This is a genomic window from Pontixanthobacter aestiaquae (assembly GCF_009827455.1).
GTDB classification, from domain to species: Bacteria; Pseudomonadota; Alphaproteobacteria; order Sphingomonadales; family Sphingomonadaceae; genus Pontixanthobacter; species Pontixanthobacter aestiaquae.
The window spans coordinates 1,653,136-1,676,872 of record NZ_WTYZ01000001.1 but is presented as its reverse complement, the minus strand read 5'-3'; the positions used below and the strand labels follow the sequence as shown (position 1 = coordinate 1,676,872).

General features: G+C 57.4%; 25 protein-coding genes and 1 tRNA gene. 7 read left to right on the top strand and 19 right to left on the bottom strand.

The window, feature by feature from the left end:
* Positions 1-104 precede the first annotated feature (104 nt).
* Positions 105-515 carry an EVE domain-containing protein gene (locus tag GRI35_RS08005; protein ID WP_160613678.1) on the bottom strand — a complete coding sequence of 137 codons (411 nt, stop codon included), beginning with the start codon at positions 513-515 and terminating at the stop codon, positions 105-107.
* The gene (locus tag GRI35_RS13935; protein WP_268894023.1) at positions 497-625 is read right to left on the bottom strand and encodes a hypothetical protein; all 129 of its coding nucleotides are present in this window, start codon (positions 623-625) and stop codon (positions 497-499) included. The genes GRI35_RS08005 and GRI35_RS13935 overlap by 19 nt, the downstream gene beginning before the upstream one ends.
* Before the next feature lie 58 nt (positions 626-683).
* On the opposite strand from GRI35_RS13935, the gene GRI35_RS08000 reads away from it, so the two are divergent.
* The 5 genes from GRI35_RS08000 to GRI35_RS07980 all read left to right on the top strand — a co-directional run bounded on the left by GRI35_RS08000 (position 684) and on the right by GRI35_RS07980 (position 6,144).
* Positions 684-2,354, top strand: a complete 1,671-nt coding sequence (locus GRI35_RS08000) for a putative bifunctional diguanylate cyclase/phosphodiesterase (RefSeq protein ID WP_160613677.1) — start codon at positions 684-686, stop codon at positions 2,352-2,354.
* Between the two features lie 67 nt (positions 2,355-2,421).
* Entirely contained in the window at positions 2,422-3,228 is an 807-nt protein-coding gene (gene dapF / locus GRI35_RS07995; protein ID WP_160613676.1) for a diaminopimelate epimerase, read from the top strand.
* Positions 3,210-4,427, top strand: coding sequence for a MiaB/RimO family radical SAM methylthiotransferase (locus tag GRI35_RS07990; protein WP_235900165.1), 1,218 nt, complete (start codon positions 3,210-3,212; stop codon positions 4,425-4,427). Before dapF ends, GRI35_RS07990 begins: the two co-directional genes overlap by 19 nt.
* Entirely contained in the window at positions 4,424-5,347 is a 924-nt protein-coding gene (gene ftsY / locus GRI35_RS07985) for a signal recognition particle-docking protein FtsY (protein WP_160613674.1), read from the top strand. Before GRI35_RS07990 ends, ftsY begins: the two co-directional genes overlap by 4 nt.
* 125 nt (positions 5,348-5,472) lie before the next feature.
* Complete coding sequence (locus GRI35_RS07980) at positions 5,473-6,144, top strand: inner membrane-spanning protein YciB (RefSeq protein WP_160613673.1); 672 nt, start codon at positions 5,473-5,475, stop codon at positions 6,142-6,144.
* A gap of 92 nt (positions 6,145-6,236) precedes the next feature.
* Here GRI35_RS07980 and GRI35_RS07975 read toward each other — a convergent pair whose 3' ends face one another.
* The 10 genes from GRI35_RS07975 to GRI35_RS07935 all read right to left on the bottom strand — a co-directional run bounded on the left by GRI35_RS07975 (position 6,237) and on the right by GRI35_RS07935 (position 14,422).
* The gene (locus GRI35_RS07975; protein WP_160613672.1) at positions 6,237-8,162 is read right to left on the bottom strand and encodes a potassium transporter Kup; all 1,926 of its coding nucleotides are present in this window, start codon (positions 8,160-8,162) and stop codon (positions 6,237-6,239) included.
* 102 nt (positions 8,163-8,264) lie between these two features.
* On the bottom strand, positions 8,265-8,918 hold the full coding sequence (locus tag GRI35_RS07970) for a tetratricopeptide repeat protein (RefSeq protein WP_160613671.1): 654 nt from the start codon (positions 8,916-8,918) through the stop codon (positions 8,265-8,267).
* Positions 8,915-9,328 carry a cytochrome c-type biogenesis protein gene (locus GRI35_RS07965; RefSeq protein WP_160613670.1) on the bottom strand — a complete coding sequence of 138 codons (414 nt, stop codon included), beginning with the start codon at positions 9,326-9,328 and terminating at the stop codon, positions 8,915-8,917. The genes GRI35_RS07970 and GRI35_RS07965 overlap by 4 nt, the downstream gene beginning before the upstream one ends.
* Positions 9,325-9,855, bottom strand: coding sequence for a DsbE family thiol:disulfide interchange protein (locus GRI35_RS07960; protein ID WP_160613669.1), 531 nt, complete (start codon positions 9,853-9,855; stop codon positions 9,325-9,327). Before GRI35_RS07960 ends, GRI35_RS07965 begins: the two co-directional genes overlap by 4 nt.
* Positions 9,852-11,801 carry a heme lyase CcmF/NrfE family subunit gene (locus GRI35_RS07955; protein ID WP_160613668.1) on the bottom strand — a complete coding sequence of 650 codons (1,950 nt, stop codon included), beginning with the start codon at positions 11,799-11,801 and terminating at the stop codon, positions 9,852-9,854. The genes GRI35_RS07960 and GRI35_RS07955 overlap by 4 nt, the downstream gene beginning before the upstream one ends.
* Positions 11,798-12,268, bottom strand: a complete 471-nt coding sequence (ccmE, locus tag GRI35_RS07950) for a cytochrome c maturation protein CcmE (protein ID WP_290258712.1) — start codon at positions 12,266-12,268, stop codon at positions 11,798-11,800. Before ccmE ends, GRI35_RS07955 begins: the two co-directional genes overlap by 4 nt.
* Positions 12,265-12,405 carry a hypothetical protein gene (locus tag GRI35_RS13830; RefSeq protein WP_235900164.1) on the bottom strand — a complete coding sequence of 47 codons (141 nt, stop codon included), beginning with the start codon at positions 12,403-12,405 and terminating at the stop codon, positions 12,265-12,267. The genes ccmE and GRI35_RS13830 overlap by 4 nt, the downstream gene beginning before the upstream one ends.
* A complete protein-coding gene (ccmC, locus tag GRI35_RS07945) occupies positions 12,405-13,127 on the bottom strand; it encodes a heme ABC transporter permease CcmC (protein ID WP_160614811.1) in 723 nt (240 codons plus the stop codon). Before ccmC ends, GRI35_RS13830 begins: the two co-directional genes overlap by 1 nt.
* An 83-nt stretch (positions 13,128-13,210) precedes the next feature.
* Positions 13,211-14,278 carry a Leu/Phe/Val dehydrogenase gene (locus tag GRI35_RS07940; protein WP_160613666.1) on the bottom strand — a complete coding sequence of 356 codons (1,068 nt, stop codon included), beginning with the start codon at positions 14,276-14,278 and terminating at the stop codon, positions 13,211-13,213.
* A gap of 67 nt (positions 14,279-14,345) precedes the next feature.
* Positions 14,346-14,422, bottom strand: a tRNA-His gene (locus GRI35_RS07935).
* 205 nt (positions 14,423-14,627) lie between these two features.
* Between GRI35_RS07935 and GRI35_RS07930 the strand changes: the two genes are divergently transcribed.
* Both GRI35_RS07930 and GRI35_RS07925 read left to right on the top strand, forming a co-directional pair.
* Positions 14,628-15,260 carry a prolyl hydroxylase family protein gene (locus GRI35_RS07930; protein WP_160613665.1) on the top strand — a complete coding sequence of 211 codons (633 nt, stop codon included), beginning with the start codon at positions 14,628-14,630 and terminating at the stop codon, positions 15,258-15,260.
* A 52-nt stretch (positions 15,261-15,312) separates the two neighbouring features.
* Positions 15,313-15,747, top strand: coding sequence for a hypothetical protein (locus tag GRI35_RS07925; protein ID WP_160613664.1), 435 nt, complete (start codon positions 15,313-15,315; stop codon positions 15,745-15,747).
* 164 nt (positions 15,748-15,911) lie between these two features.
* On the opposite strand, the gene rpmE is transcribed toward GRI35_RS07925, so the two are convergent.
* The 7 genes from rpmE to GRI35_RS07890 form a co-directional block, all read right to left on the bottom strand.
* A complete protein-coding gene (rpmE, locus tag GRI35_RS07920) occupies positions 15,912-16,139 on the bottom strand; it encodes a 50S ribosomal protein L31 (protein WP_160613663.1) in 228 nt (75 codons plus the stop codon).
* 460 nt (positions 16,140-16,599) lie between these two features.
* The gene (gene fabZ, locus GRI35_RS07915; protein WP_160613662.1) at positions 16,600-17,082 is read right to left on the bottom strand and encodes a 3-hydroxyacyl-ACP dehydratase FabZ; all 483 of its coding nucleotides are present in this window, start codon (positions 17,080-17,082) and stop codon (positions 16,600-16,602) included.
* Between the two features lie 30 nt (positions 17,083-17,112).
* Positions 17,113-17,808, bottom strand: coding sequence for an OmpH family outer membrane protein (locus GRI35_RS07910; RefSeq protein WP_160613661.1), 696 nt, complete (start codon positions 17,806-17,808; stop codon positions 17,113-17,115).
* Positions 17,808-20,453 (bottom strand): outer membrane protein assembly factor BamA, encoded by a 2,646-nt coding sequence (bamA, locus tag GRI35_RS07905; protein WP_235900163.1) that lies wholly within the window; start codon positions 20,451-20,453, stop codon positions 17,808-17,810. Before bamA ends, GRI35_RS07910 begins: the two co-directional genes overlap by 1 nt.
* A 188-nt stretch (positions 20,454-20,641) precedes the next feature.
* Complete coding sequence (rseP, locus tag GRI35_RS07900; RefSeq protein ID WP_328598430.1) at positions 20,642-21,772, bottom strand: RIP metalloprotease RseP; 1,131 nt, start codon at positions 21,770-21,772, stop codon at positions 20,642-20,644.
* 1 nt (position 21,773) lies between these two features.
* Positions 21,774-22,940, bottom strand: coding sequence for a 1-deoxy-D-xylulose-5-phosphate reductoisomerase (gene dxr, locus GRI35_RS07895; protein ID WP_160613659.1), 1,167 nt, complete (start codon positions 22,938-22,940; stop codon positions 21,774-21,776).
* Positions 22,937-23,608 (bottom strand): phosphatidate cytidylyltransferase, encoded by a 672-nt coding sequence (locus tag GRI35_RS07890; protein ID WP_160613658.1) that lies wholly within the window; start codon positions 23,606-23,608, stop codon positions 22,937-22,939. The genes dxr and GRI35_RS07890 overlap by 4 nt, the downstream gene beginning before the upstream one ends.
* Positions 23,609-23,737: the final 129 nt, after the last annotated feature.

Here is a 23,737-nt window from a genome sequence, read left to right as displayed (position 1 = left end):
CGTGCTGTGCCGGAATTATGACCGTCGCATGATGGGACATTAAGCATCCCGGTTATGCAAAACCGGGCGCACGCCGTGCTGGATTCCGGCGTTAGATTCCGGCGTTAGATTCCGGCGAGTTTGAGAATATGCTTCCATTCCGCCGGGCGGACTTCGCTCACCGATAGGCGCATCAATTTGACCAATTCCATCTCGGCGAGTTCCGGATCGGCTTTCGCTTGTTTCAATGTCACGGTGCTCGGTAATTTCTGCTTGGGGACGATCTTGACGGCGGCCCATTTGCCGGTTGGATCGGTCGGATCAGTAATTCCTGCCACGCTCACTTCGGCGATGCCCACGATTTCAAGGCCGACATTGGAGTGATAGAAGAACACCTGATCGCCGACCTCCATCGCCGCCAGATTATTCTTGGCCTGGTGGTTACGGACCCCGTCCCATGTACCTTCCCCCTCTTCTACTAAATCGTCCCAGCTATAGGCGTCGGGTTCGGATTTCATCAGCCAGTATCGCGGCATTGCGAGGCTCCTATCGGTGTTCGGTTGGCGGACGACAGCGTTTCCGTCAGTACGTCGCCTGATAACGCTTCATCGGCGATATTAACCACTTCTTCAATGCCCTGCGGCATAAGGTGCCGAAAGTTGTACCGTAAGGGGGAATTCCGGACAATATTGGCCGGATGAGATATGTCGGAAAAGAACACTAACCTCAGCAAGGCGAAGCGCCGTATAGAGCGCGATATCGTCGCGCTCGGCATAGCCGTAGCCGCGATCCTGATGTTTGTGGGAACCGGCAGCGCAGTGCTTCCGCAAATCCTGAGAAGCTGGATGTCGGGCACAGAAGGTCCGGACAATTTCATTGTCAATGCGTTGCTGCTCAATATCGCGCTGATCATCTTCGGCATGCGCCGTTATCGCGAACTTGTGGTCGAAATCGAACATCGCCGTGAAGCTGAGGAAACCGCCAAAACGCTGGCAGAAACCGACCCGCTTACAGGCTGCCTCAACCGCCGCAGCATCATGCCCGCGACCGACGCGTTAATCGCCGATTGTGCAGACGGTCACGAAGCGACCGCTTTCTTGATGGTCGATCTCGACAATTTCAAACAGATCAATGACCTGAACGGGCATAAGGTCGGTGACGAAGTATTGGAAAACACCGCCAACCGGATGCGGCGGGTCTTACCGCCGACAGCGCTGCTCGCTCGGCTCGGCGGAGACGAATTTGCTTGCGTGCTGAAATTTGACAGTCGTTCACCCGATACCATCGACCAGATCGCGACACAGCTAATAGCAGGGGTCGCAAAGCCACAGGTGATCGACGGTATGTCAATCGAAATCACCATTTCGGTTGGTATCGCAACCAGCGTCGCTATCGATGTGCGCGACAAGGAAAAACCCGAAGCCCAGCTACTGATGCATCGGAGCGATATCGCGATGTACCATGCCAAGGGACAAGGCAAAAACCGCTACTTCTGGTTTGAATCTTCGATGGAAAACGAGCTTCGCTTCCGCAATGAGATCGAAACAGGCATCCGGCGCGGAATCTCGGCTGGCGAGTTCGTACCATATTACGAGCAACAGATCGATCTTGAAACTGGCAAGCTCGTTGGCTTTGAAATGCTTGCGCGATGGAAATCACCGGAGTTGGGCATTGTTAACCCGACCATCTTTATCCCTGTGGCCGAGGAAATCGGGGTCATAGCCCAGCTCTCGGAACAGCTTATCGAACAAGCTCTTACCGACGCCAAGGAGTGGGATCCCAACCTGACATTGTCGGTCAACATCTCGCCCGTGCAGCTGCGCGACCCGTGGTTCTCGCAAAAGCTGCTAAAGATTCTGGTCAAGCACAATTTCCCGCCAAGCCGGCTGGAGATCGAAATTACCGAAAGCTGCATTCACGAAAATATTGGCGTGGTCCGCTCGATGATCACCAGCCTGAAAAATCAGGGCGTGAAAATCAGCCTTGATGATTTCGGCACCGGCTATGCCAGCCTGTCGCAATTGCGATCGCTGCCATTTGATCGGTTAAAGATTGATCGCAGCTTTGTCGGCGAGTTAACCGATGAAGATTCTTGTGAGAAAATCGTGAGCGCAATCATTTCGATGGGTGATGGTCTTAAGATGCCGATCACTGCCGAAGGGGTCGAAGACGAGCGTATTCTGGAAGCCTTGCAGGGCAAGGGGCCAATGAAAGCGCAAGGCTACCACTATGGCCGCCCGGAAAGCGCGGCAGATGTCCGCAAGCGCCTCGAACCCAAGGGTCTGCTCTCGCGCGCCGGGGAACCGCCCAAACGCGCCGAAGAACCGACTGAAAGCGCCTTCCCGCGCACACCGCAGCAGCGCAATCAAGCCTAAACCGTTTGGGTAGCAAACGCTCCCGCCTCTAGACGCCGGACGCGCCGATGCATAAATGCGCTGTGTAATGCGCGTCCCCTTCATCAAGATGCACGGCCTCGGCAATGATTTCATCATGCTCGATGCGCGCGAGGCTGAACTGCCCGCCGTGACAGAGCGCAGCGCGGCGGCGCTGGCCAATAGGCGGACCGGGATTGGCTGTGATCAGCTGATTCTTCTTGAGCGCTCAGCCAACGCCGACTTCCGGATGCGGATATTCAACTCCGATGGCGGCGAAGTCGAAGCTTGCGGCAATGCCGCGCGTGCGGCGGCCCTGCTTCATGGTGAACCGGCGAAGGTCGAAACCGATGGCGGCATTATCGAACTGTCGCCGACGCAAAGCGGCGCGCGGGTTGATATGGGCGTGCCCAGTTTCGAATGGGACAGTATCCCCCTCGATTATGCGATGGACACCGCCGCGATGCCCGTATCGTGGGAAATGCTCGGCAATCCGTCGGCTGTAAATGTTGGCAACCCGCATGTGATCTTCTTCGTACGCGATTGCGAGGACGTGCCGCTCGACCGGCTCGGCCCGCTGATCGAGAATGATCCGCTTTTTCCCACACGCATCAATGTGAATATCGCTGACATCCGCAATGGCGCTGTAAACCTGCGGGTGTGGGAGCGCGGTGCTGGTTTGACACGGGCTTGTGGTACCGGAGCCTGCGCAACCGCTGTGGCGGCCATCAGGCGCGGACTGGTAGCGTCTCCAGTGACCGTGAACCTTCCCGGCGGCCCGCTGCAGATCGAATGGAACGAGGGCGGATCAATCATCATGGAAGGCCCGGCGACCGAAGCCTATCGCGGAACGTTCGAATGGGCGGATTACGCGTGACCAAGAGCTCTGCTGCAGAAGTGATATCGCTGGGATGCCGCCTCAATATTTCTGAGAGCGAGCAGATCAAGGCAATGCTCGCTGAAGACAACAATGTCGTCGTCATCAATAGCTGCGCGGTGACGATGGAGGCCGTGCGGCAAACCCGCCAGACGATCCGCAAAGCGCGCAAGGCCCGGCCCGATGCGCGGCTGCTCGTCACCGGCTGCGCCGCCGACATCGAGCGCGAGCAAATCGGCAATATGCCCGAAGTCGATGGCTTGATCGCCAATACGGCCAAGCTTGATCCACGCGCGTGGAATGCACCGGTTGAAGTTGCGCCAACAGTGACCAGCCGCACGCGCGCATTCGTGACGGTACAGAACGGCTGCGATCATGCCTGCACCTTTTGCGTCATACCCCAAGGACGCGGCAAAAGCCGGTCGATGACTATCGCGCAAGTGCTGGCGCAGGTCGAAACCCATTTGGCGCAAGGCGCACCCGAAGTGGTGCTGACCGGGGTCGATGTGACATCGTGGGGGCATGACCTGCCCGATGCGCCCGAACTCGGCACGATGGTCGAGGCGGTGCTGAACGCATTCCCCGAGCTTGGGCGCCTGCGGATGTCCTCACTCGACGGGATTGAGATCGATCCGCTGCTGGAAGAGCTCTTCGCGCAAGAACAGCGCCTGATGCCGCATCTGCATCTCTCGCTCCAGCACGGTCACGATATGATGCTCAAACGGATGAAGCGGCGGCATTTACGCGACGATGCGGTGGCACTGGTGGAACGTATCAAAGCGCGCCGCCCCGATATTGCCATCGGTGCCGATTTGATCGCCGGATTCCCCACCGAGGATGTGGCCATGCATGGCGATAACCGTTCGATCATCGAAGAGCTTGATATCGTGCACGGACATATCTTCCCCTACTCGCCCCGGCCCAACACACCCGCCGCGCGGATGCCGCAACTGGATCGCGCGATCATCAAACAGCGCGCAGCCGAGTTACGCGGCGATGTGGCGCAGCGGAGGGATACGTGGCTCACAAAGCAAATCGGCAAGCCATTATCAGTCCTCGCCGAACGCGACGGGACCGGCTATGCGCCCAATTTCGCGAGAGTGGCGGTTCCCCAAGGCACTGCGCCGGGCACCATTCTCACCATTACACCTACCGCCTTGGACGCTGGTTTGTTAAGAGATGAGGGCTTGCCACAATGAGCGAAACGAGCTGGAAAGATCGCCTGTTTGGCGGTTTCCGCAAGACGTCGGAACGCCTCTCGACCAATCTGACCGAGGTTGTCGGTACTGCGAAGCTCGACGATTCGACGCTGGATAACGTCGAAGACGCGCTGATTATGTCGGACCTCGGGCCTTCGGCTGCCGCGCGGATACGGGCCAAACTGTCCGAGAAAAAATTCGGTCTCAACATCACCGAGATCGAGCTAAAGGAAGCCGTCGCGGACGAGATTGCCGAAATTTTGCGACCCGTCGCTGTTCCCATTGAGATCACTGCGTTCCCACGCCCGCAAGTGTTGCTGGTGATTGGCGTCAACGGCAGCGGTAAGACAACGACAATCGCCAAAATGGCGCACCTGTTTCAGGAAGACGATTATGGCGTCATGCTGGCGGCAGGCGATACATTCCGTGCCGCTGCTATCGGCCAACTTGCGACATGGGCTGAGCGTATTGGTGTACCGGTCATTCGCGGCCCGGAAGGCGGTGATCCCGCGAGCATAGTGTTCGATGGTGTGAAAGCCGCAACCGATCAGGGTATTGATGCGCTGATCGTCGACACGGCCGGACGGCTGCAGAACAAGCGCGAACTGATGGATGAACTTGCCAAGATCCGTAAAGTTCTTGGCAGACTGAACCCCGAGGCACCGCATGATGTGGTTCTCGTGCTAGATGCTACCAACGGTCAAAACGCCCTCGCCCAGATTGAAGTATTCAAGGAGATCGCCGGCGTTACCGGTCTGATTATGACCAAGTTGGACGGAACCGCACGCGGCGGCGTTCTGGTTGCAGCAGCAGAGCAATATGGCCTGCCGATCCACGCGATTGGGGTGGGCGAGAAAATTGATGATTTGCGGCCCTTCGATCCAGATCTGGTCGCCAGAGTAATTGCGGGGGTGGCTTAACCCCTGCACCTCGTCATTGCGAGGAGCCATTGGCGACGAAGCAATCCATGGTGCTTCGCTTCCGCCACCTTATAGGCCATGGATTGCCGTGCCGCTTTGCGGTTCGCAATGACGGTTGGAAAAGAATGAGCGATACCCAGCAAACTGCCAAGAAACCCTCCGGCTGGCTCAACGTCGCGGTCGACTACGGGCCGCTGCTCGTATTCCTCGGCGTGTACAAATATTTTGCGCCCGAAGAGAGCGAAGCGATTGCCGAAATCGCGGCAGTCATCAAAGGCACCCTCGCCTTTATGGTCGCGGCAGTGATTGCCCTAGTGTTCTCCAAACTCAAACTAGGGAAAGTGTCTCCGATGCTGTGGTTCTCGACCGCCCTCATCGTTGGCTTCGGCGGTCTGACAATCTTTTTCGGCGACCCGACATTCGTGCAGCTCAAGCCGACCATCATCTATTCGCTATTCGGTGCCGCATTGGTCATTGGCTGGGCATGGAAGGGGAAAGCGCTGCTCAAGGTTCTGCTGGAGGCGGCATTCGAGGGCCTCAGCGATGAAGGCTGGCTCAAACTCTCGCGCAATTGGGGCTTTTTCTTCTTCGCCCTCGCCGGACTGAACGAAGTCCTGCGCTATCTCTACAATGTCGAGAACGGCACATTCGAGACATGGCTGTGGGCCAAATTCTGGGTCTTTATGCCGCTGACGTTCATCTTCACTTTCACGCAAATCCCGATGCTGATGAAGCATGGGCTCGACGTTGGTGCTGAGGATGATGTGATCAAGAATGAGCCACCGACTGGGTCATGATTGGTCACTGATCCCCGGCAAAAGCTGGGGTCTCGCTGAAGCTCGCACGAAGCCGACAGAGGTCCCAACCTCCGCTGTGTCTCACACCGAGGCTAAATCCGCACCTGACTGCCCAGTTCCACAACCCTATTCGTAGGCAGCCTGAAGAACTCCATCGCAGTCGCTGAATTGCGCAGCATCCATGCGAAGATCTTTTCGCGCCAGATCGGCATACCCGGCTTGTCGGACGGCAGCAGTGTTTGGCGCGACAGGAAGAAGCTGGTCTGCATCATGTCAAATTCGCCGCCGCAGCGGTCCATCTTCTTCAGACCCTCGGGAACATCGGTCCCTTCCATAAAGCCGTAATGCAATACGGCGCGGAAGAACCCATCGCCGAGATCATGATATTCGCAGCGCGCCTCCGGATCGACATAAGGGATTTCGGCTATCTCCACGGTCAGGATCACCACCCGCTCGTGCAGAACTTTGTTGTGCTTGATATTGTGGAGCAGCGCCGAAGGCACCCCGCCCTTGGCCGATGCCATAAAGATCGCGGTTCCGGGAACGCGGGTTGCGCTGTTCTTGGCCGACTTGGCAAATATCTCCATCGGCAGCGCAACTTCGCTCATCCGCTCGCGCATCAGCTTGCGGCCGCGCGCCCATGTGGTGAGCAAGGTAAAGGCGACCGCACCGACAAGCAGCGGGAACCAGCCGCCATCGGGCACTTTGGCAAGGTTCGCCGCGAAGTACGCACCGTCCACGATCAGGAACAGCAGCACGACCGGCGCGGCATACCACCACTTCCACTTCCACACGCCGACCAGCAGCACCGCCATAAGCAGCGTATCAATGGTCACCGCACCCGTAACCGCGATGCCGTAGGCAGAAGCAAGGTTGGAACTGTTCTGGAAAGTCAGCACCAGCACGATGACGGCAATCATCAGCGCCCAGTTGACGATCGGAATGTAAATCTGGCCGCCCTCGGTCTCGCTGGTGTGGCGGATCGACAGCCGGGGAATATAGCCCATTTGCATCGCCTGATGTGTGATCGAGAACGCGCCCGAGATAACCGCTTGGCTGGCGATAAAGGTCGCAAAGGTGGCGAGGAATACCAGCGGCAAGCGCCATTCCTCGCTCGCCAGGAAGAAGAACGGGCTCTGGATCGCTTCGACGGCCAGCTCGTTTGGCAGGCCGATAATCATCGCGCCTTGACCGAAATAGTTAAGCAGCAGGCACGGCATGACAAAGCCAAACCACGACAGACGCATCGGTCCGCGCCCGAAATGCCCCATGTCGGAGTAAAGTGCCTCCGAACCCGTAACCGCCAGAACGACCGAACCAAGCGCCAGAAACGCTGTGAAACCGTCCAGAATGAAGAAATTGACCGCGTAATAGGGGTTGAGCGCCCACAGGATGTCGGGCGTCTGGAATATCTGCCATGCGCCCATGCTGGCGATCACGGTGAAATAGACGATCATCACTGGCGCAAACAAAGCGCCGACTTTCGCTGTGCCGCGTTTTTGCAGCACGAACAGGAAGATCAGCAGGACCAGTGCAATCGGGATCACGTAATCGGACAGGCCCTCATCGACCACTGTCAGGCCCTCAACCGCCGACAGGACCGAAATCGCCGGCGTAATCATGCTGTCGCCGTAGAAAAGCGATGTGGCGAACACGCCGAGCAGCACGGCGACCCAGCCATATTTCTTACCGCTAATGTGGCTCGAAATCAGTGCGACTAGAGCGAGGCTGCCGCCCTGCCCCTTATTGTCCGCGCGCATCAGGATCGTGACATATTGGATCGCCACAACCAGCGTCATTGACCAGAAAATCAGGCTGATGACGCCAAGCACGTGTGCGGTATCCAGCGCCAGCGGATGCGGGCCGACGAAAGTCTCACGGAAGGCGTAAAGCGGGCTGGTGCCGATATCGCCGAACACAATACCGATCGCGCCCACGGCGAGCGCCGCTTTCGAGGCGCTATGCCCCGTTTGCGAGCCCGGCGGCGGTTGAACGCTATGTGTCGAGGCCTCAGCCATAAATCAGGTATCCCGACCGCGTCAGTAAGGCGCGCGATCAATCACCAGTCGAAAGGCGGCGGCCACTAGCAGCTACGCATGTGCACCGCAACAATGCAGAACCTATTGCCCCGAAGCTGCCGGTTGCTGACCGCCCATTTGCGTGAGCATTGCATCGAGGCGTTCCAGACGTAATGTCATTGGCTCGACCCATTCTGCGTCCGTGGGAGCGTTTTCGATCAGCTGAGCCCATATCCGGCGGGCTTCTTCCGGGCGGCCAGACCGCAACAAGCCTATTCCGAGGAAATATGCAGAAGCGGGGCTTTGCGGCGCAAGCTGCTCCGCCTGCGAGTAGGCATAAAGAGCTGCAGGTGTCAGCGAACCATCGGCATGTTCAACCAGCGCATTGCCCAAACCAACCCATGCTTCCACATCGCTCGGATCCTGACTGATGGCGTTGAGCAGCATATTGGCCGAGTCTTCGAACTGGCCATTGCGCGCAAACCCGTCTGCAATCGTGACGTAGCGGCTTGGTAGGCTATCCGCACCAAAGAATTCACGCCGCGCATCTACCATGGCTGCGTTGTTGGGATTAGCTTCCGGGACGTTCTCGGTCGGTGATCCGGCATATCCCGGGGAACCGTGCATCGCGTAACCCGCAAGGCCGAACAGCAAGGCAGCGCCAAACAACGCCCAGCCGCTTTTCGGCAGTCTGAGAGCGAAAGCCGCGACTACAAATGCTGCCATCGCGAGTGCAATTACTGGGAGCCAGCTCATGATGCTTTCCTCAAACGCCGCCACAGGATCAGGCCGGCAACCAGCAGCAACAAGACGGGTATGGCAAAAAGCGGCCAAGTCGTCTCACTGATCGTCGGGGCATAGCTCACATAATCGCCATAGCGATCAACCAACCACGCACGGATTGCCTCAGGCTCTTCGCCGGCCTGAATGCGGCTGCGCACTTGATGCCGCATATCGCCCGCCATTGGGGCGTCGCTGTCGGCAATCGACTGGCTTTGACATTTGAGACAGCGCAGCGTTTCCATCAGCGCCTGCGCGGCTTCCTCCTGTGCGGGATCTTCTAGCTGTTCATACGCGAGCGGTGCTGGTGGGAGCGATTGCTGCGCGGCCAGCGGAAGCGCGAAAAAGGACAGCACAACCGCAATACAAGCAGTTATACGGCTCATGACCCCGCCTCCGCCAATTTCTGTAGCAGCATCGGAACATGCTCTGCCCGGACATCGCCTAAATGCTGGTGCCTGATAATACCGTTGCCATCGACCACGAAAGTCTCCGGTACGCCGGACGAACCAATGCTCAGCTGGATTTCTGACAGATCATCGGCGCCAATCTTGGTATAGGGATTGCCGTATTGGCCAAGGAAGCGCGCAACATCCTGCGGACGGTCGCGGATTGCAACACCGACAATTTCAACGCCCTGCCGCTTAAGCGTTTCCAGATGCGGCGCTTCGGCAATGCATGGCACGCACCAACTCGCCCAGATGTTGAGCAGCTTGGGCTTGCCGTCTTTCAGATCGGCGATCGATAGCCCGGGTAGCTCGGCTGTCGCGGGTCGTAATTCGAACTCGGGCACTGGCTTGCCAACCATCGTGCTTTCGACAAATTCGTCTTTGGGCTGGGTCAGTTGATAGGCTGCGACACCGCAAAACATCAGGAAAATCGCCAGCGGTATCCAGACTTTCAGGTTGTTCATAGAGCAGCAGCCTCTTTGGCGCGGTCAGCTTGGCGCGACTTGACATAGCGCCGCTTCAGATCGGTGCGCAGCCTTCCGATCAAGGCCAGCAATCCGCCCAGTGCGATCAGAATGCCGCCATACCAGATGAACGTCACAAACGGCTTCCACCACAGACGCAATTGCCATCGGCCATCTGCCGCCTGATTGCCAATCACCGCGTAGAGCTGTCCGTTCCAGCGTGTCGCGAGAGTGCTCTCCGTCGTTTCCTGCGTGGGGGCCCAGAAATTGCGCGACTCCGGCGTGAGAAGCACCGGATCGCCGCCATCATAGCTTGCCGCCAATCGTCCCTGGATTGCGGTCCAGTTTGGCCCGGCCACCGGAGCGACTTGCTCCAAGGTTATGTCCCAAGGGCCAACCTCGGCGCTTTCACCCACAGGGACGGCGGCAAGCTTTTCTTCGGAGAACGCGGTTTCACTCGCCATGCCGAACAAAGCCACGGCGATACCGAAATGCGCGATGACCATGCCCCATAGCGACAATGGCGCGCGCAGCAGATTGCGACCTCTCAAAGGAAGGAAGCTGCCAACGGCCAGACCCGCCGCGACCGCCAGACCAAGCACTGGAAGCAATCCATATGACCCGAGGATCAGCACCAATGCCAGAACCGCGAGCATTATTGCAGCAACAATAGCCACGGAGTTTTTGATGCGGGCAAAGCTGTCACCGCGCCAGCGCAGCAACGGGCCGACTGCCATAATCAGCAGCATCGGGATCGTGAAAATCGCACCGACTGGATTGAAATATGGAGGCCCTACCGAAACGCGGACATCGAATGCCTCGGTCAGCAGCGGGTAAAGCGTACCGAGCAGGACAATACCCAGCAGCGCGCTCAGCATCACATTATTGAACACCAGCGCGCCCTCACGGCTGGTTACGGAGAACCGTTCGCCTTCGGACACTGTGCCAGCGCGCAGTGCGAACAGCAGCAGCGAACCACCAATATACAGCAGCAGCAGCACCAGAATGAATGACCCCCGCTCCGGGTCCACCGCAAACGCATGAACAGATGTCAGAATGCCCGAACGCACCAGGAACGTCCCGAGCATCGACATCGAGAACGCAATCACGCCGAGCATAATCGTCCACGTCCTCAGCGCATCGCGCGCCGCCAACACGCCGACCGAGTGCAGCAAAGCCGTCGCGGCGAGCCATGGCATGAGCGAGGCATTCTCGACCGGATCCCAGAACCACCAGCCGCCCCAGCCGAGCTCATAATAAGCCCAATAGCTGCCTGCAGTGATACCGAGCGTCAGGAATATCCATGCCCCCAAAACCCATGGCCGCATGGCTCTCGCGAAGTTAGGATTAACCTGCCGCGTCAGCAACGCACCGACGGCAAAGCTAAATGCAACCGACAGACCGACATAGCCGAAATACAACGTCGGCGGATGGAATGCGAGGCCGATATCCTGCAGCAGCGGGTTCAGACCGATGCCCTCCAACGCAGGCTGCGGCAAGCGTTCAAAGGGATTGGAACTGAGCAACAGAAACGCATAAAAGCCAAGCCCGACAAAGGCTTGCGCCGACAATGTCGCCAGCATGGTTTTCTCGGGCAGACGCCGTTCGACCAGTGCAATCAGACCGCCGGCGAGCGCCATCACCGTGATCCACAGCAGCATCGAGCCTTCGTGATTGCCCCATGCCCCTGCCAGTTTGAACACGAGCGGCTTTGCAGAATGCGAGTTGGTTGCGACCAGTTTGACCGAGAGATCGGTCACATAAAAAAGCCACAACAGCATCAGGAATGCAAAGCCCGCTAGCAGGCCTTGTATGATTGCGGCGGGACGAACCAGCCGCGCTAAATCGCTGTTTTCATCGCGCTGCGCCAAGGCGCCGCCGAGCAATTGCAGCGCGCAAAGCGCCGCCGCCAGCCATAAAGCAGCAAGGCCCAGCTCAGCGATCAAGTCACGGACTCCAGCGTCTCAAGCGTCTTATCGGGCGAATGTTGGTCCATATCCTGCAATTCGCGTGGGACATAGTTTTCATCATGCTTGGCGAGCAATTCGTCGGCTATGAAAGTGCCATTGGCATCCAGCCTGCCGTCCGCAACCACTCCCGAGCCCTCAACGAACAGATCGGGCAGAATACCGGTATAGCGCACCGTCACAGTCGAGCTTTCTTTATCAGTCACAATAAACGCCACCGTGATTCCGTCTTCCATGGTCGAGAGCGACCCCTCCTGCACCATGCCGCCCAAGCGAATGGCTTGCCCTGCTGCCGGGGGATCGGCGGCGATTTGATCCGGTGTGTAGAACAGGCTCGCCTCGTTACGCAGCGCATAGGATGCGAGCAACCCTGCCCCAATAATGGCAATCAGGGCGATGATAATCAGCACCAGTCGCTGATGCTTGGCTTTCAGGACAGCACTCACTTGCGTTTCACCTTGTCTCGGCGTTTTTCTGCCTTGCGCATCGACGCCCAGCTCCAAGCAACCAGAGCCAGCACCGCGACGATGCCAACAGAATATGACGCGATTACGAAATCCCATTGCGGCAAATTCTCGCGCATTATTCGCTCCCTGTTGCTTTGCGGCGCAAACGCGCTTCAGTCTGGATTTCGGCGAGCAGAGCGCGCATCCGCGCCAGCACTACACCGCCAAACAACAGCGAAAATCCGAGCACAGCGATACCGAGCGGCACCAGAAACACCGGATCGATCGCACTCTTGCCAACGGTTATGCTCGGCGGCTGATGGATCGAATTCCACCATACGACCGAGCGATTGATGATCGGAATATTGATCGCGCCAACCAGCCCGAAGATCGCCGGAATGCGGCTCGAACCGCCTTCGCGGCTGACCGCCTGTGCAAGCGCGATGTAACCGAAATAGAGGAACAGCAGGACGAGCATCGACGTCAGCCGTCCATCCCATTCCCACCATGTACCCCAGGTGGGGCGTCCCCAGATCGAACCGGTGATCAGGCACACGGCGGTGAACACGGCACCGGGTACCGCAGCAGCGCGCGCGGCGAGGCTTGCCAGCGGATGCTTCCAGACGAGGAATACAAGACTGGAAATCGCAATCGCGGTCCACCCCCCCATACCCAGCCAGGCGGCGGGGACATGGATAAATAGAATCCGCACGGTTTCGCCCATCAAACGGTCGGGCGGCACAAAGAACAGACCCCACACCAAAGCGATGGCCGCCAGCACAAATCCGCTGATCAGCAGAAGCGGCGTGAGCCACTTTGCCAGAGTCAAAAAACGTTTGGGATTCGCAAAGCCGTGCATGATGTCAGGCATTAGCTTTTACAGGTGATGCGAGGGGGAGCAAGCAATGATCGACCAGTGTGCGCATCGACCTGAAAGTTCCGTCAGCCGCGCCCGATCAGCTTTTGTGCCATGCGGTCTGCAACCGCGTCCGATGAGACGCCGGTGCTGGCGCTTTCTTGCCAGATTTCCTCGAGCCGCCCGGGGATCTGCGCGATCCGCTTGCGCACCTCGTTAATATCGCAGGGCTCGCCATGCTGCTTGCACAGATATTCCATCGCGACGCTGATAATGCCGCCAGCATTGATGACGTAATCCGGTGCATAGAGAATGCCGCGATCCGCCAGTTTCTGGCCGTGCCCCTGGCGGGCGAGCTGGTTATTCGCACCGCCCGCAACAATCGGCGCATCGAGCCGCGCAATGCCTTCATCGTCGAGAATGGCGCCCAGTGCATTGGGGCTGAATACCTCGCAGGAGACACTCATCACTGCCTCAGGAGCAGCATATTCGCCGCCCAGTTCGCGCGCGAACGCCTTGGCGCGGTCTTCGTTGATATCCGATAGTGTCAGCTTCGCACCATCACGCGCGAGCAAGCGCGCGACACCGCCGCCCACACTACCGATCCCCTGGATCGCGACATGGACGCCTTCAACCGAAGTCTTGCCCAGCTTGTGCTGCACTGCCGCTTTGATACCGTGATAAATGCCCATTGCAGTGAACGGACCAGGATCACCGCCTGCGGCGTCATCGCCCGTTACCGGCAGACCGGAAACATAGTCGGTACGCTTTGAGACAGCGACCATATCGGCTTCGCTAATACCGACATCTTCTGCCGTGACATAGCGCCCGCCAAGCGCGTTCACCACGTCACCAAAGGCCGCCAACATTTCCGGTGTCTTGGTACGGTTCTTGTCCGCAAGAATTACCGCTTTTCCGCCGCCCATGGGCAGACCCGCCATCGCGTTTTTGTAACTCATGCCGCGGCTCAGGCGCAGCGCATCGCGGATTGCATCTTTGGGCTCAGCGTAATGCCAGAAACGCGTGCCGCCTGCACCGGGCCCAAGATGGGTCGAATGCAGCGCAATGATCGCAGTCAGGCCCGATTTACGATCGCGCACGAGCTGAACATGCTCGTGATCATCAAAATCTGCTTCGGTCCAGAACGCCGTCATTTACATTGCCCCCATTGCGCAGCCGATTGTGCATGCGCTGGTTTTTGACGGCTGAAAGGGGAGAGAATGGGGCGACCGAGGGAGCTCGAATCCCCGACCTCCGGTACCACAAACCGGCGCTCTAACCAACTGAGCTACGGTCGCCACAATTCTGTCCGCATCGTCTTTTGAAGCCGTGCTGAGGGGCCTGTTAGCCCTGCACGCCGCGCGGTCAAGCCGCTTCCGATGCGGGCGCGAGCCAATTGCATAGGTTTTGGATTTTGGGAAGCGAAAACTGCAATCAGTAGTCCTGCACGCAAGATTATTACGCGGCTTGCGAAGTCGCTCCGGCTGGTGTTCACTGCATCGCATGGATTCGGGGAACGATTCTTCGGCAGAGAAGCTGCTTCTGCGCAGCGGCATCCAGCGTGTTCCCTCGCCCAAGGTGGAGATATTCCAGCTTCGCAATTTCGTATCGCCCGAACTGCGCGAGCGTCTGATTGGACGGATCGAAACCGAGCGGCGCCCTTCGACAATCGCAGATGACAATGGCGACCGGTATTTCCGGACCAGCGAAACCTGCGACCTTGATCCGGCTGTGCCCGCGGTGATCGAAATGGAAGCACTTCTCACCGAGCTATCAGGCATCGCCCCCAAATATGGCGAACCGCTGCAGGGCCAGCGCTATGACGTCGGGCAGGAGTTCAAACCACACACCGACTATTTCGCGCCCGATGGCCAGGATTTCCAGAAATACTGCTCGATCGCCGGCCAGCGCACATGGACCTTTATGATCTATCTAAACGCAGTCGATGCCGGCGGCGGCACCCGCTTCAAAGCGATTAACAAGATTTTTAAGCCCGAGGCCGGGAAGCTACTGTGCTGGAACAACCGCCGTCCCGATGGCCGGGTCAATCCCAATACGCTGCATCATGGGATGAAAGTGCGTAAGGGGCTGAAATATGTGCTGACGAAGTGGTATCGTGAGAAGGAGTGGGGGTGATGGCTTCCAAAGTCGCAATTGCGGAAGTTCGCTCCACCGCTGTTTTCTTTGTATGATGCGCCTTGGTTCATCGCTCGTCTTAGTCCTTGGTACCGTATCTTTGAATGCATGTACGCTTGAGAGTTTTGAGATCGAACCATGCGAACAAAATGGCACGGTCGGTTTCCGCATTGCACCAATTGACGGCTGGTTTAGCGGCTATCTGCCGCGCCCAAATGATATCTTCGTTCGGACTTCTGATGGCCGCAGCTACGAGGAGGCTCGAGTTTGGGCAACGCGCTTGAATTATAATGGTCCCGACGACAAAGACTTCGAATCTCGGCCAGCTCAAACTATGGTTCTCTATGGTCAGAAGTTTCACGGCTGGGAGCTGGAACAACCGCCTAAGCCCATGTCGCATGGGCTCAATTATTCGGTTCATATTTCTGACGGCGGTCACAATGGACATGCCAAGTTCAGATTTGGAGAGCCGTTACCGGATTGCTGACTTGGATATCCGCTTTACCGTCCACTAAGAGTATTCCCGCTTTAACAAACAATCTAACGAAAAAAGGCGGCCCCGCAGGACCGCCCTTCTCTATCTTAACGAGATCCCAGCCTATGCTGGGATGACGCTGCGGCTATGTTATGCTGAGCACACCGAGCCTAACGTCACTTCTTTTTGAGCGACAGACCGCCGAAGCGCTGGTTGAACTTGGCAACGCGGCCGCCTTCTTGCAGCTGCTGCTTGCCGCCAGTCCATGCCGGGTGGCTCGTCGGATCGATTTCGAGCGACAGAGTGTCACCCTCGCTGCCCCAGGTGGAGCGCGTTTGAAACTCGGTACCATCGGTCATTTTGACCGTGATCATGTGGTAATCGGGATGTCCTTCGGCCTTCATGGCATATGTCCTTTATGCATTCGCCCCGGTTCCGACCGGAGCTGCAATTGAAATAGAAGCGGCGCGTTTAGTTTGGGTCGGTCTGTTTGGCAAGGATAGAGTTTTTCGTTTAGCCCCTTAGACGCCGGGCGCGAGCTTCTTGTTTGTTTAACCTCAAACGCCGGCGTGGACATCCGTCCACTTGGCTATCCTCGCTTTCGTTCCCTAACGGTTACTTCGCTGCGGGCGGGCCGCTTGGCCCTTTGACTGCCGTGTTGACTGCCGTGACCAAGATCAGGTCTGACACCGATGGCTTGGAATGCTCGGTTCACGACCAGTGAACCGCAAGGCCGGAGTCGGAGCCGAAGGCGCAGACGGCCAAAGGCCACCTGCACGGCCGCCCGAGCTTATGCGAGGCAGCCAAGGAATGCGGGTGCATTCCGACCGGCGACTGAGGGATTAAACCAAACGATTCCGAAAGCTACGCTTTCGGCGGATCGGCAATCATCGCGGTAAACTCGACCTGGCAGGTCACTTTGCCTTCGACACTCGCCACACCTTTGAACTTATAGACACGACTGCGTTTCTGGACGAATTCCACATGCATATCGAGCAGGCAGCCCGGTGTTACCGGCGAGCGGAACTTGGCGTTCTCGATCCCCATGAAAAACACCAGCTTGCCGGTGCCGGCCAATTCGAGCGTTTCGATCCCCAGAATCGCCGCCGCTTGCGCCATTGCCTCAATCTGGAGCACGCCCGGCATGATCGGCGCGCCGGGGAAATGGCCTTGGAAAAACTCCTCGTTGAAGGACACAGCCTTCACCGCATGGATTTTCTCGCCCAATTCCAGTGACTTGACGCGGTCCACCAAAAGCAGCGGATAGCGGTGCGGCAGGGCCTTGAGTATCTTGTGAATGTCATAATCAGCCCCAGCGTCTTCGCTGGCACCATTTTCAGTACTCATAGCCCTGCCCCCAAGGATCTATTGTATGTCTTAGCGACCGCTCGGCGCTGGCTGCGCTGGTGCGGCTTGCTGTTGTTGCTGGGCCTGCTGGATTGCCTGACGCTGAGCAGCTGCAAGAATAATCTGCTGCACCGCCTGATGCGTTTCAACAGTGTTTTGGCGCGGACGATATCCCTGCGGCGGCGTAGTCGCAACTTGCGGCAGGCGCTGATCAACCACAGCCAGAATATCATCGGTTACGTCAACACCATCAGCGGCATATTGAAACGCCTCAGGCGTCAGCATGATTTGAATGTTTTTGGACTGGATGACTTGTGTTCGGGCGTTACCGTAATCGTTGATCAGTTGCTCGATCACGTAATATTGTGCGAGAGCGATTGGCGCACTCAACGTGTCCACTGTTGTTTGGTTAGCTTGAATCTGATCGCGTACCGTCGGATTTGCATCCACTTCTGCTTGCGTCAATTGACCATCGCTGTTCGTATCAAGACTTTGCGTCGCCGTCGCGATTTGCTGGCGTAACGTACTGATTTGCTGAATCTGCGTCGCATAGGTCGTGTTAATCGCAGCATAGCCTGCAATGCGCGCAGCCGCGCGAACCATCACGATTTCAGGCGTACTGGTTGCGATCCCAGCGACTTGCGCATGAGCGGCCGGCGCCGCCAAAGGAGCCGTAACGGCCAAAGCGAGGCCAGCAGCGAGTACTGGTTTAAAAAAAGTTTTCATTAGAATTGAGTTCCTACGTTAAACGTGAATTTCTTTGTATCATCACCCGGCTGCTTGCGCAGCGCATGAGCGAAATCGATCCGGAATGGTCCAAATGGAGAGTTCCAGTTGACCCCGATGCCGATTGTAACACGGGGTGATGCGGAATCGCCCAAGAACACTTCTTGGAAGGGCGCGAAAGTCTGGTTGAGCGGTGACAACGGATTGCCCATGTCATCAACCGAATCTGTCGTCGCAACTCCTGCGGCTGTCACGAAAAGCGGATTGCCAGCCGTATCACGCCGTTGGAATGCCAATCCGCCAGGGAACGGGCTCTGCTGCAATTGGGGAGTGGCAACATTGAACAATGCGCCCACATCCATAAAAATTGATGGTCGCAGCCCCAATTCACGTGCACCTGTGCCCAGCGGAATTTCCAGTTCGGCGCGGCCCAGATAATAAGAATTACCACCAATAGCATCATCGGATATCCGATTGGGGTCAGTAACCACCAACGGATTGCCATTGCCATCATCGACAATCGGCTGTCGCAAAACACGCGGTCCTACTCCGCGAATGTCGAACCCGCGAATTTGCGGCTCACCAAGGAAGAAGCGATCAGTCAGAAGGACTTCGCTGCCGCCCCACGCATTGATTGCACCGCCTTCGGCAGAGAGAGAGAAGATAAAGCCATTGAGCACGTTCCAATAGCGCTTCGCGTTGGCCCGGTTGCGAATATATTTTACTGACCCGCCCAAACCAGCAACTTCGGTCGTCAACGATACGCTGGAACCACGTGTCGGGCGGAAGCGACTATCAAGATTTTCGTAAGCGACAGTGACGCCCAGAATTGAGCTGACGCGTTGACCAATGGCTTCGCACAAGAAACGGCCAGCAATCAGAGGTTCGCAGGTCCGCACACCGTCACCGTCCAAATCGGCGAAGAACTGATTCTCGTCCAAGGTAACATCGTCATAGTTGATCGTGTAGCTTCCGACGAGCGACATATATTCCGAAAGCGGAACACCTATACGGAGCGACGCACCAGTCGTCGCTTGGCTAAAGGTGGTATTCCGGTCACTGCCCGTGAAGTTGAAGCTGTTAAAATCGCGGCGATATAAATCGATACCGGCCGAGATATTGCGGTCGAACACATAGGGCTCTGTGAAGCTCAGATTGAACGAGCGCGAGAAACGCGAATAATTAACCCCTGCGCCGATCGTCTGGCCACGTCCGCGGAAGTTCCGCTGCCGGATCGATGCTGAAAGGATAAAGCTTTCAATTGACGAGAAACCGGCCGAGAGTTGTAATTCGCCGGTTGGATTTTCTTCGACATTTGCCTCGAGAACAATCCGGTCAGGCGCGCTGCCGTCCTTTTGCTCGATCTCGAAGTTTTCCTGGAAGAAGCCGAGCGACTTGATCCGGTTGGTCGACCGTTTCACGCCGATTGAGTTAAACGCATCACCTTCGGAAAGGCGGAACTCACGACGCAGGACCTTATCTTGTGTGAGCGTGTTGCCGTTTACGTCAATCCGCTCGACATAAACGCGCGGCGCTTCGTTCAGAACGAAAGTAATCCCCATAGTGAGGTCATCTTTGTTCCGCTGGAATTGCGGGCGCACGTCGGCAAATGCGTAGCCAAACGTCCCGGCAAGCTCACTGAGTTGTTCGACAGTGTCTTCAACCAATTTGGCGTCGTAAAAGTCGCCGCTCTGCATCGGCAATTGGCCGCTCATCAAATCGCTGTCGAAATCGCGAATCTGGCTATCTACGGCGACTTCGCCAAATTTATAGCGTTCGCCTTCTTCAACCACATAGGTGATGATGAAGTCTTTCTTGTCCGGCGTAAGTTCTGCCACCGCAGAAACGACGCGGAAATCGGCATAGCCTTCGGTCAGGTAAAACTGACGCAGCTTTTGTTGGTCAAACGCCAGACGATCAGGATCGTAGCTGGTGTTGGAACTGAAAAAGCTGGTGAAGCGCGATTGCTTGGTGACCATCTCGCCGCGCAGCGCTCCGTCGGAAAACACTTCATTGCCAATGATGTTGATCTGGCGGACTTTGGATTTTGGCCCTTCGCTGATCTCATACACCACATCGACGCGGTTCTGGCTCAGTTCGACAATCTTTGGCTCAACCGTTGCAGCAAAGCGGCCCTGACGCTTGTAAAGTTCCACAATCCGCGCAGTATCTGCGCGAACTTTGGAGCGCGTGAAAATCTGGCGCGGTGCCAGTTTGATCTCGGGAATAATTTTGTCATTCTTGAGGCGCTTGTTGCCCTCCAGAATGATCCGGTTGATGACCGGGTTTTCGACAACCTCGATAACAACATCGCCGCCATCATTGCGAACGCTGGCGTTGGAGAATAGCTCGGTCGCGTAGAGTTCTTTCAGGGCCTGATCGGCTGCGGCCTGCGAATAGGGCTGGCCTGGACGCAGCGTGATGTAGCTGAGGATCGTCTGTGGCTCGAGCCGCTCCGAACCGGTGATAGCAATCGACCGGATAGTGTCCGGACTCGGCGCCACCACGGGCGCCGGGGCCGGTTGTTCGCCGGTCGCTTCTTCAGCCGGTTGCGCCCCGGCTGTTTGCGCCAGAGCAATAGTCGGCATTCCCCCCAGCATCGTTCCGCCAAGCAGAGCCAGTGCCAGCCGGCGACCGTTCGTCATTGCTGTATCGCCGCGCATGTTACGTCCATTCATAGACACGGATATCCCGTCCAATAAAAATTTCGTTCTAAAACCACTCGACCAGTCGGCCAAGATGCGTGTTGCCGCCCTTGCCCGATGCCGTGCCCCCAATCAAGCGGTGTAAGAACCCACTCCCCTGCGTATCGTCCCCGATTAAGCCTCGCACTCTAAATGAACAGCGAGACCACATCGTTGGCCGTCACAAATATCATCAGCATCAATACCAATGCGACACCCGTGCGATAGGCCCATTCGGTGCCAACGGGACCAACCGGTTTACGGCGAACTGCCTCAACCGCATAAAAAGCCAGATGCCCTCCGTCGAGCGCGGGGATTGGCAGCAGGTTAATGAATGCCAAGTTAATTGAGATCAGTGCGACGAAGAACACGAACGCATCGGGGCCAAGGCTCAGCTGCTCGCCAGAATATTTCGCGATCTTGATTGGGCCGCCAAGCTCCCTCACCGACCTGTCACCTAAGAGGATTTGCTTGATACCGGTGACCATCATGTCAACGATCTGGAGGCTCTGCGTCACCGCAAGCGAAGTCGCCTCGATTGGCCCGACGGGCTCAAAAACACGCTCGAATGGCTCGGGCGCAATGCCGATCCGTCCGACCGTAGATTCGTTGCCGAACCGGTCTTTTTCCTGGAAGCTACCGATCGTGACCGGAACCGTGCTTGTTTCACCATCGCGCACATAAGAGATATCGACCGTTTCGCCCGGATATAGTGCGATACTGCGCTGCAAATGGCGGAAATCGGTCAGCGTCTCGTCGTTGACCGCAACGATCTTGTCGCCGACCTCCAGCCCTGCCTCACGCGCGGCGGAGACCTCGGCAAAGCTGGCGACAATATTTTGCTGTGCCGGATCGGCAGGCAAGGCTTTCCCGTAAATCATCAGGAATGCGGCGAAAATGCCAAGCGCGACCAGTATATTGGTCACGGGGCCTGCCAGCACAATGAGCACCCGCTTCCACAACGCTGCATGGTGGAAATTGCCATCGCGTTCGTCTGCAGGCAAATCTCTCAAAGCATCCGCATCGGGAATGCTGGCCGGATTCATATCGCCTTTGAACTGGACATAGCCGCCAATCGGCAGCGCGGAGATTTTCCAGCGCGTGCCGTGCTTGTCATTGCGCCCGATCAGCTCCTTGCCAAAGCCGACCGAGAACGCTTCCGCCTTCACGCCGAACCAGCGGCCCACTAGATAGTGGCCCAGCTCATGCACGGTAACCAGCGGCCCTAGCACGAGCAGGAAGCCCAGGATCATCATCCAGATCGGTACAGATTCGAACAAGTCAGTCTCTCTCCAGAATTTCGGCCAGAACTTCGCCAGCACGCGCCCGTGCGTCGCTATCGACCGCCAGCACCTCATCCAAAGTGCCCGGCGCGGCCTGTATATCGTTATTGAGGGTTTCCGCCACCATTGCGGCGATCTGTGTGAACCCGATCTGACCGGCAAGGAACGCGGCAACCGCCACTTCATTCGCTGCATTGAGCGTTGCCGGTGCTGCTCCGCCCGCATGGACCGCCTCGCGCGCCAGCTTGGTCGCGGGGAAACGCTCCTCATCAGCGGCGAAGAAGCTCAGCTCACCAATTGCAGGTAAATCAAGCGGTTCGCAGCCGGTTTCCATCCGCTTTGGCCATGCGAGACAGGATGCAATCGGTACTTTCATATCCGACGGGCCAAGCTGTGCGAGCGTCGATCCGTCGCGATACTCGACCATCGAATGGATCACACTTTGCGGGTGTACCACGATGCGCAGCCGGTCCAGACCGACCGGAAACAGATGATGCGCCTCGATAAATTCGAGGCCTTTATTCATCATCGTCGCCGAATCGACGCTGATCTTTGCGCCCATATCCCAATTGGGATGCGCAACCGCTTGCTTGGGCGTTGCGGCCTCTAGCTGCGCCTGCGTCCATTCGCGGAACGGTCCGCCGCTGGCAGTCAGCGTGATCCAGCGGACTTCCTCGATGTCGTTGCCCTGAAGGCACTGGAAAATCGCATTATGCTCGGAATCGACCGGCAGCAGCGTCGCGCCATGCTTGGCAACCGCCGCAGTCATCACATCACCGGCCGAGACCAGCGCTTCCTTATTGGCGAGCGCGATGGTCCCGCCCTGCTCTATCGCCGCCATCACCGGCGCAAGACCCGCGCAGCCGACAATCGCCGCGACCGTGATATCGACCGGCCGCGCAGCCGCATCACACAAAGCCTGAGCGCCGCCAGCCGCTTCGATAGACGTCCCGGCTAGAGCCTCGCGCAAATCGCCGAGGCAGGCATCATCGCCCACCACTGCAATTTTCGCTTCAAACTCGATAGCCAATTTCGCCAGCTCCACTGCACTGCAATTCGCCGTGAGCGCGACCACCCGCCATGTCTCACACTCCCGCCGGATCAGATCGAGGGTTGATGCGCCGACAGAGCCGGTTGCACCGAGGATAGAGATGGTGCGGGTCATGGATGCATCGCCCAAAGCGGCAATGCTGCGATAGCGACGGGCAACAGCCCATCGACACGATCAAAAACTCCGCCATGGCCGGGGATAAGATTAGAACTGTCCTTCATTCCCGCTTTCCGTTTGAGCCAGCTCTCGAGAAAGTCCCCACATTGTGCGACCACAGCCAGCACAGCACCGATCGTAGCAGCTATACCCACCATCGCCGAAAACCGGATTTCTCCGACGTTATAAAGAAAGAACGAGGCAGAAACGATACCTGCCAGGATCATACCTCCAATCAAACCGGCCCATGTTTTGGACGGGCTGATCTTCGGCGCGATTTTCGGACCGCCGATTGCACGTCCGCTGAAATACGCCCCGACGTCGGTGGCGATGACCACAGCGATAACGCCCAGCAAAACAGCAGGCGGCAAATTCGCGAGGGAAAAACCGGCCAAACCGATATAGGCGGCCCCCGCCAAAACCATCAAAGTCGGCTTGGTACCCGTCCCGAACGCCGCGCGGACCAGCCGTCCAAGTTCGAACAGACACCCCCCCGCAACGAGCGCAACAAAGCCATACCAAAACCAACCGCCGAGCCACAGCGCCGTCCCAGCAATCGCAACCATGACAATCGCGGAGGCCAGCCTAACTGGGAGATCGGATTTCTTTTGCGGCGCTTCTGTCATAGCCCTCTACCTTCTCCGTCACCCTGAACTTGTTTGTGCAAGCACAGCTTCGCTTCCAGGGTCCATTTCCCCAATCGCTCAGTTCGTTCTGGAAGGCACAATGAATGCTGAAATGAATTCAGCATGACG

Excerpts from the sequence above, each read along its gene's own strand:
- GRI35_RS08005 (WP_160613678.1), bottom strand. The coding sequence starts at position 515 with ATGCCGCGATACTGGCTGATGAAATCCGAACCCGACGCCTATAGCTGG.
- GRI35_RS13935 (WP_268894023.1), bottom strand. The coding sequence starts at position 625 with ATGCCGCAGGGCATTGAAGAAGTGGTTAATATCGCCGATGAAGCGTTA.
- GRI35_RS08000 (WP_160613677.1), top strand. The coding sequence starts at position 684 with ATGTCGGAAAAGAACACTAACCTCAGCAAGGCGAAGCGCCGTATAGAG.
- dapF (WP_160613676.1), top strand. The coding sequence starts at position 2,422 with ATGCGCGTCCCCTTCATCAAGATGCACGGCCTCGGCAATGATTTCATC.
- GRI35_RS07990 (WP_235900165.1), top strand. The coding sequence starts at position 3,210 with ATGGGCGGATTACGCGTGACCAAGAGCTCTGCTGCAGAAGTGATATCG.
- ftsY (WP_160613674.1), top strand. The coding sequence starts at position 4,424 with ATGAGCGAAACGAGCTGGAAAGATCGCCTGTTTGGCGGTTTCCGCAAG.
- GRI35_RS07980 (WP_160613673.1), top strand. The coding sequence starts at position 5,473 with ATGAGCGATACCCAGCAAACTGCCAAGAAACCCTCCGGCTGGCTCAAC.
- GRI35_RS07975 (WP_160613672.1), bottom strand. The coding sequence starts at position 8,162 with ATGGCTGAGGCCTCGACACATAGCGTTCAACCGCCGCCGGGCTCGCAA.
- GRI35_RS07970 (WP_160613671.1), bottom strand. The coding sequence starts at position 8,918 with ATGAGCTGGCTCCCAGTAATTGCACTCGCGATGGCAGCATTTGTAGTC.
- GRI35_RS07965 (WP_160613670.1), bottom strand. The coding sequence starts at position 9,328 with ATGAGCCGTATAACTGCTTGTATTGCGGTTGTGCTGTCCTTTTTCGCG.
- GRI35_RS07960 (WP_160613669.1), bottom strand. The coding sequence starts at position 9,855 with ATGAACAACCTGAAAGTCTGGATACCGCTGGCGATTTTCCTGATGTTT.
- GRI35_RS13830 (WP_235900164.1), bottom strand. The coding sequence starts at position 12,405 with ATGCGCGAGAATTTGCCGCAATGGGATTTCGTAATCGCGTCATATTCT.
- ccmC (WP_160614811.1), bottom strand. The coding sequence starts at position 13,127 with ATGCACGGCTTTGCGAATCCCAAACGTTTTTTGACTCTGGCAAAGTGG.
- GRI35_RS07940 (WP_160613666.1), bottom strand. The coding sequence starts at position 14,278 with ATGACGGCGTTCTGGACCGAAGCAGATTTTGATGATCACGAGCATGTT.
- GRI35_RS07930 (WP_160613665.1), top strand. The coding sequence starts at position 14,628 with ATGGATTCGGGGAACGATTCTTCGGCAGAGAAGCTGCTTCTGCGCAGC.
- GRI35_RS07925 (WP_160613664.1), top strand. The coding sequence starts at position 15,313 with ATGATGCGCCTTGGTTCATCGCTCGTCTTAGTCCTTGGTACCGTATCT.
- rpmE (WP_160613663.1), bottom strand. The coding sequence starts at position 16,139 with ATGAAGGCCGAAGGACATCCCGATTACCACATGATCACGGTCAAAATG.
- fabZ (WP_160613662.1), bottom strand. The coding sequence starts at position 17,082 with ATGAGTACTGAAAATGGTGCCAGCGAAGACGCTGGGGCTGATTATGAC.
- GRI35_RS07910 (WP_160613661.1), bottom strand. The coding sequence starts at position 17,808 with ATGAAAACTTTTTTTAAACCAGTACTCGCTGCTGGCCTCGCTTTGGCC.
- bamA (WP_235900163.1), bottom strand. The coding sequence starts at position 20,453 with ATGACGAACGGTCGCCGGCTGGCACTGGCTCTGCTTGGCGGAACGATG.
- dxr (WP_160613659.1), bottom strand. The coding sequence starts at position 22,940 with ATGACCCGCACCATCTCTATCCTCGGTGCAACCGGCTCTGTCGGCGCA.
- GRI35_RS07890 (WP_160613658.1), bottom strand. The coding sequence starts at position 23,608 with ATGACAGAAGCGCCGCAAAAGAAATCCGATCTCCCAGTTAGGCTGGCC.